Source organism: Nostoc sp. CCY0012, from assembly GCF_963920855.1.
In the GTDB taxonomy this organism is placed as follows: Bacteria; Cyanobacteriota; Cyanobacteriia; order Cyanobacteriales; family Nostocaceae; genus Cyanocohniella.
In genome coordinates, this window is record NZ_CAWUDM010000034.1 from 52,953 (window position 1) to 59,197 (window position 6,245).

The 6,245-nt window shown below is 39.4% G+C and carries 4 protein-coding genes and 1 pseudogene; 2 read left to right on the forward strand and 3 right to left on the reverse strand.

From position 1 onward, the window contains the following. The first annotated feature begins 81 nt into the window (after positions 1-81). A complete protein-coding gene (locus ACM0OS_RS12065; RefSeq protein WP_414543426.1) occupies positions 82-537 on the forward strand; it encodes a DUF2141 domain-containing protein in 456 nt (151 codons plus the stop codon). Here the strand turns inward: ACM0OS_RS12065 and ACM0OS_RS12070 are convergent. From ACM0OS_RS12070 to ACM0OS_RS12080, 3 genes are all read right to left on the reverse strand, one after another. Further along, complete coding sequence (locus ACM0OS_RS12070; RefSeq protein WP_414543427.1) at positions 532-1,683, reverse strand: HEAT repeat domain-containing protein; 1,152 nt, start codon at positions 1,681-1,683, stop codon at positions 532-534. The two genes, ACM0OS_RS12065 and ACM0OS_RS12070, sit on opposite strands and share 6 nt — an antisense overlap. Positions 1,684-1,921: 238 nt before the next feature. Continuing rightward, on the reverse strand, positions 1,922-2,938 hold the full coding sequence (locus ACM0OS_RS12075; RefSeq protein WP_414543428.1) for a DMT family transporter: 1,017 nt from the start codon (positions 2,936-2,938) through the stop codon (positions 1,922-1,924). A gap of 399 nt (positions 2,939-3,337) precedes the next feature. Beyond that, on the reverse strand, positions 3,338-4,957 hold the full coding sequence (locus ACM0OS_RS12080) for a tetratricopeptide repeat protein (RefSeq protein WP_414543429.1): 1,620 nt from the start codon (positions 4,955-4,957) through the stop codon (positions 3,338-3,340). 311 nt (positions 4,958-5,268) lie between these two features. On the opposite strand from ACM0OS_RS12080, the pseudogene ACM0OS_RS12085 reads away from it, so the two are divergent. After that, positions 5,269-5,904, forward strand: a pseudogene (locus tag ACM0OS_RS12085) (iron-containing redox enzyme family protein); the annotation flags it as partial. Between the last annotated feature and the right edge of the window lie 341 nt (positions 5,905-6,245).

Genomic DNA, 6,245 nt, shown 5'->3' on the forward strand with positions numbered 1-6,245 from the left:
AGTAAAATATACTAGAAACCCTTCTTCCACATCTCCCTTGTGATCCCAGATGCAAGGAATTACCGTTATAGAGAAAACCTGATGTTTAAAGAATTTCGCGTCAGCGCACTGGTGTTGGCAGTGGTGGGAAATTTAACATGCTCATTGAATGCTAGAGCCAATTTTCAAGGTAGTTTGACTGTGGAAATTAATGGCATTAAAAATCAACAAGGACAAGTATGTGTGAGTATATTTGGTAGTAGTCAAGGATTTCCCAATGATCGCGATCGCGTATTAAAAAGGCAGTGTAACAAAATTACCGATAAGTCTTTACAAGTAACCTTTGATAACTTGCAGGCTGGTAGTTACGCCGTCGCTGTCATCCACGATCAAAATAACGACCAAACCCTGAATCGTAACAATCTTGGTATGCCCATCGAAGGCTTTGGATTTTCCCGCAACCCAGAAGTTCGCACTAGTGCGCCCAAATTTAGCGATGCTGCTTTTTTACTAGCAGGCCCCAATACCATTATCCAAATTAAAATGAAATATTTATAAGTCTTCTGCTTCCTGGTCTTTGTCGTTGTCTTCTGGGAGACTCCGTTGATTGGGTAAATTACGGATTCTATTCATTTGCGATAGAGCATACTTTGCTGTTATTTGCACATCAATATCGGGGTCTTCTGTTGCATGAACTAACATCTGACTCATTTGAGTCATCATGTCATAAACGCGAGTTAAGTCACGGATGGCGTTTTGTCGCACTTGTGGACTTTCATCTTGCAATGAGATTGCCAAAGCACGGTTCATGGGTTTGAGTGCGCGAGAACTAATTTCTGCTAAAGCTGCCAAAATTAAACTACGTTGTTGCGAATCAGAATCCATCATCAAGTCTACCAATGGCTGAATTGCTTTTGAGTCACCTTGCTGACCCAAATCCCAAATAGCCTTGCGTCGCTTCTTGGAATCATGACTGCGTAAATCTTGAATCAATTCATCAACAATATTGACTTTAGCTAGGCGAGAAGTCGATTCTAGTGATACGAATGCTGCGGTATTTGATGTTTGTGTCGTTTGTGAATTAGTTACAACTGCCGTATTTTCCTGGGAATCAGGTATTTTTTCCCCTGCTGAAGATTGTGAATTTACCGATTCGTCCTCAGATGGACTCAAAGCTTTAAATTCTTTATTGGCAGATTCTAGCTCTTGTTGATTTTGATGTAACCATTTGAGGAGAAACACAATGGCCCCAATACTTCCAAGTATTCCTAAACCCAGTAGTGACCACCAAAGAAAACTTTGCTGATGGGACTGAGGTTGGTTAGTTGCTGAACCATTAGCCAACTGATTTCTTGCTGTCCAGGCTGTTCGCAAACTACGCCTAGTTGCCATATCAGCAGTACCATCAATTCTGCCTAAATTTTGTGCTTTCTGAAATTGAACGACAGCATTTTGCGTCTCACCCTGATATAGTCCATCGACCACGCCATTGTAGTAGCCTAAATCCTTTAATTGAGTTTGCAGTTCTTGGACATCCGTTCCTTGACTACCGGGTATGAGAACAGATTGGGTAACAGGTATAGTCGAGCTAGCTTGTGCCAGTTCTGTAGGGGTTAGCTTAGGCTCAATTGTACTTGCGCGAATTGGGTAACCCAGGCAAGTCAAACAAATAAATATCAGTATTGAGGAATGGCATAGCCTCATATTTTCAGTTTAGTCTGAACGTATTTTCAAGTTATCAATATCACAATAACTTCAGGATGCTTAAATGTTAACTTCTAATTTGACACAAAAGTCATCCGAGTTTCTTATTAGGTGAAGATTCGGAGGATTTTTTCAGGTTCGCGTCTGATTTACCAAAAGATCAGGTTAAAGCCGAGTGGAATTGTGGGTGATTTTTCTCCCCTGCCCCCTGCTTTTTACACTTCTGCGCCTTGCAAGTTTATTTGCCGGCAGATACTTTTACTAGGGGCGGTTTTTGTGTTGTTTGTTCCTCGACACTCACCTTGTTGTTTCGGCCTGCCAAGATATCGCGTTGATTGATGAGATAGATACTGATTAGCGTCATCCCCACACCCACCCACTGCAAAGGGCTAAGGACTTCGGCAAGGAAGATATTACCAAATACGAGGGCAAATACAGGCGTTAAAAAGGTCAGAGAACTGAGACTTGTCAGACTACCACTAGAAGCAAAGTAGAAAAATAATCCATAGGCGATCGCACTACCAAACACCGTAGCGTAACCTAAAGCTATCCACTCAGGAGTCACAAGATTTTGCCACTGCTGAGATTCTGCTACAGATGAAATACCCCACAATGGCAACCCGCCCAAAATCATATGCCATCCTGTGGCTGTCACCGGATCAGCGTACCTACAGACAAACCGAATCATCACTGTTCCCGCCGCCATTGATAAGGCAGCCAACAGCATTAACCACTCACCACTAGCAAACAAATCTTGCCAATTACCCAGGGTGACATTGGTATTGGCATCGAACAACTGAAAAATCCACTCATCCGGCAAACCAATCAAACTAATACCCGCAATTCCCAGTCCTAATCCCCACCATCCCCACACACCAATATGTTCTTGGAATAGCCACAATGACAACAAAGCAACTGCCAAGGGTTGTGAATCAATCATCACAGACCCCAAACCAGCACTAGTTCTAACTAATCCTTCGGCCAAAAAGCCTTGAAATAACGTGCCATCTACCAAGGCAAATAAACTAATCCATAGCCATGCAGCCCAACCTTGTGGCTGGGGTCTGCCCATAAATGCTGCGGCGATTAAAATTAACACCCCTGCTGGTAGCAAACGCACACCTGCCATAAATAAGGGTGTAGTGTCGGGTATGACTCCTTTCATTGCCACCATTGCCGTTCCCCAAAGGAAAAAGGGCGCGATTAATAGTAGGGTAGCGAAGGGAAATTTAAATGCACTGAGTTTCAGTTGCATGGGTTTGCTGATGCCTTTGTTTAACAAATGCCAAAATTGCTTTACCCAATTCTACCGAATTATGTCGTTTTGTGAAGGAAATAATACTCAGGTGTAGTAAAAATAACTAGTAATGGATTTGTTTACTAAAAGACAAGGCTTACAGCCGAGTGGAATTGTGGGCGATAGCTCCCTTGCTCCCTGCTTTTTCACCAATGCTGCGGTTTTGGTGTTTTCTCTTAAGTAAAATAATAAAAATTCATTTCGTGGTCAGCGGCTTTAGCCCTTATTTGAGGACTAAAGTCCTCACCCTACGGGTTCGTTAGTCGCTCATGGGGGAAACCCCCAAGACCGCGCTAACTCACTACAAACTTTTAATTATTTACGCTGTCCTACTTATTTGCAGGATTACCATAGATGCTAGAAATTTAAAATATCTAATGATTCTTCTATTTCTAAATCTAAAATTTTTTGCCGAGCGTCTGTAAGTGCTTCTAGCTTACCTTCATGACGATAGATATCTGCTGCTTTGCGAAAGTCTTCAATTGCTAACAGCTTATCTCCTAATTCAGCATAAACATTACCCCTGTTGTAATAGGCATTAGCATAATTAGGATTAATCTGAATTGTCTGGGTATAATCCTCAATTGCTCCCTCATAATCTCCTAAATCATAACGAGAATTACCTCGATTATAATAAGCATCTATATAATGGGGATTAATTTTGATAGCTTCAGTATAATCGGCAATTGCCCCTTCATAATCTTCTAAATCGGCGCGGGCATTACCACGATTTTTATAAGCTACAGCATCCTGAGGATTACTCTTAATAATTTGAGAAAATCCCCGGTGATATTCTATAAAATAACGTGCCATTCCTTGATTTTTATAAGTATCAGCGTAATGAGGATTAATTTTGATTGCCTGAGTATAATCCTCTATGGCTCCTTGGTTATCGCCAATGTGAGAACGAGCTTCAGCACGATTTTTATAAACAACCGCAATATGAGGATTAATTCTAATAGCTTGAGTGTAATCTTCTATGGCTTCTTCATAGTTGCCCAATTGATAACGAGCTAGACCTCTCTTGTTATAAGCTTTTCCATCATTAATGTTAATTTCTATTGCTTGAGAGTAATCTGTGTTTGCTGCTTCATAATCCCCTAATTGATAATAAGTTAATCCGCGTTTATAATAAACTTCAGGATCGTCTTTTATTGCTAGTACTTGGTTATATTTTACAATTGCCGCTTCATATTCACCTCTTTTAAAACATTCGTCACCTAATTTTACATAAATTAAAGTTAAATCGTCTTTATTCTGGTCAATTAAAGAATTAGGTTTATTTGAATTTAAAGCCTGATGATTTAAATAATTTTTAGTCGTTTGAGATATTAATTCTTGCTTAGATATCTGTCTGGGTAAATTGGAAATTACAGAAGATGGCAACTTTTCTAGATAGCACCATAAACCACCACCATATAATAGCTGATTAATACCAAAAGAGATTTTACCAGTTCGTAATTTAATCATTTGAGTAGGAAGAAATCCAGCCAAAAAAAGATGATATTCGGATTGTGCTTCGTTGACTTCTTCTTGAATCAAAACACAAACCACAACAGCATTTTTTTCTACTTCTTCTGCACTTACAGACCACCTGACTTTATCAATACTGCCATGACGAGATTTAACTTCCACACCAATAGATGGGTCTGAAGTTAGAGTAAAATCTATATTGCCATCGCCGCCGAAGCGTTTTTCATAATCGACTTCTGTAATAAAATCGGCTAAACGTTCTTTGACAAGTTCCTCACCCAATTTTCCCTTGAGATTATTGATAAAAACATCACGTACTGGCGAAGTCCGCTTATATTTTTCAGCCATGAGCCAGCAAAATTCTCGTAAAGCTGTTAATCTCTCGCCAGAAATTATAGTTAATTCACTATATTGACCTTCTGTTTCACAATGAAGCAAACAACCAGACGATAACCGTTTAATAAAATCAGACTGTAGCGATCGCAGTAGTGTAATCCAGTCCATCTATAAATGCTGCGAATCTTTTGATGAGATTATTTTAGGCAAATTTCCAGTGAAAGTAAACCTGCATCACACCTCACAGGCGAAGAAGAGGTTGACTGTAGGACGATATAAAACAATCACAGTAGCCATAGCAAAGCGCTGATTTGTCAGTTACCCTTTGTTGGCAAAACTTTTTAGGTTACTAATATTTCTCTTCCAGACTGCATTTTTCTTTATAACCAAGGAAAGAGGCACACAAAGCTATAAATGTGGAACTTTAAGTATTAGAGGTGAAACTTGTTTGACACCTGAGTAAAGCAATCTAATATTCCATGCAAAGCAATTTAGTTATATTCCCTAACGCTGAGTTTGTAGAAAAGAGTAGGCAAACAGAAGAAAAAACAGTCACCGAGTATGATCGCGCTGAACAGCAATTTATAGAACTGCTGGCTACGGATGATTTGGATAATATCCTCGATGTAGAAGCTGCGAAAGTTAATGAATTTGAGCGCATACTCTCATTAGCGATGCGTGCTGCTTATCAAAACGACTGTGGTGACACACAAGCTCACCTATTTCTCCAACGGATACTTTATCGAATTAATCGGCTAAAGCTATTTTGGTATGACGATTTGCGGCATTATACTAATGAGCGATCGCTTTACTTAAGCTCATGTCTTCACCAAATTGAAACTGCTTGGCAAGATTGGGAAATAGCTCAAGTTGATGTCACAGCATTAAAAAAGTTGGATGTTAAACAAGCTTTAATTGAGCGTAGTGCCTACGATGTAGATCCGCCACTGTCAGACGATGCTCATTATATCCGCGAGGAGATGACTGAAGCTGGCTATCGTCATTTGCTAGCAATTTCTTCCTTTGATGGTTTAGTAGAAGGTAGCCGTCTTTCCCGGATTTTAGGTGGCGCTGCTAATGAAGTGCAGTGTACCTTAGTGCGGGTATTACTAGAACTCACATTCCGCACCCTTAACTGTCACAATCGGTTATTACGGAAGTTGAGTCATAAAAAAGGAGTAAAAAATTACATTTATCTCAAAAAAAACAGATTTGGGATAGGAAATTTTATTGGATATATTCTCAATAAGGGGAAATAAATATAAGAGTGGTTTGGTGAAAAATTTTCATAATATAATTTTATTTTTACAACCTCAATACATCATTGTAAATTATGCTTATCGGAAAATAAAGTTAAAAACGCCATGACAAGTTCAGAACATTAATTTTATTAATGAGCTAAATGCTTAGTGGTGCAGAAAACTTTTTGGAGTCTCAAGTTGAAAAAACAGTAACA

Excerpts from the sequence above, each read along its gene's own strand:
- ACM0OS_RS12075 (WP_414543428.1), bottom strand. The coding sequence starts at position 2,938 with ATGCAACTGAAACTCAGTGCATTTAAATTTCCCTTCGCTACCCTACTA.
- ACM0OS_RS12065 (WP_414543426.1), top strand. The coding sequence starts at position 82 with ATGTTTAAAGAATTTCGCGTCAGCGCACTGGTGTTGGCAGTGGTGGGA.
- ACM0OS_RS12080 (WP_414543429.1), bottom strand. The coding sequence starts at position 4,957 with ATGGACTGGATTACACTACTGCGATCGCTACAGTCTGATTTTATTAAA.
- ACM0OS_RS12070 (WP_414543427.1), bottom strand. The coding sequence starts at position 1,683 with ATGAGGCTATGCCATTCCTCAATACTGATATTTATTTGTTTGACTTGC.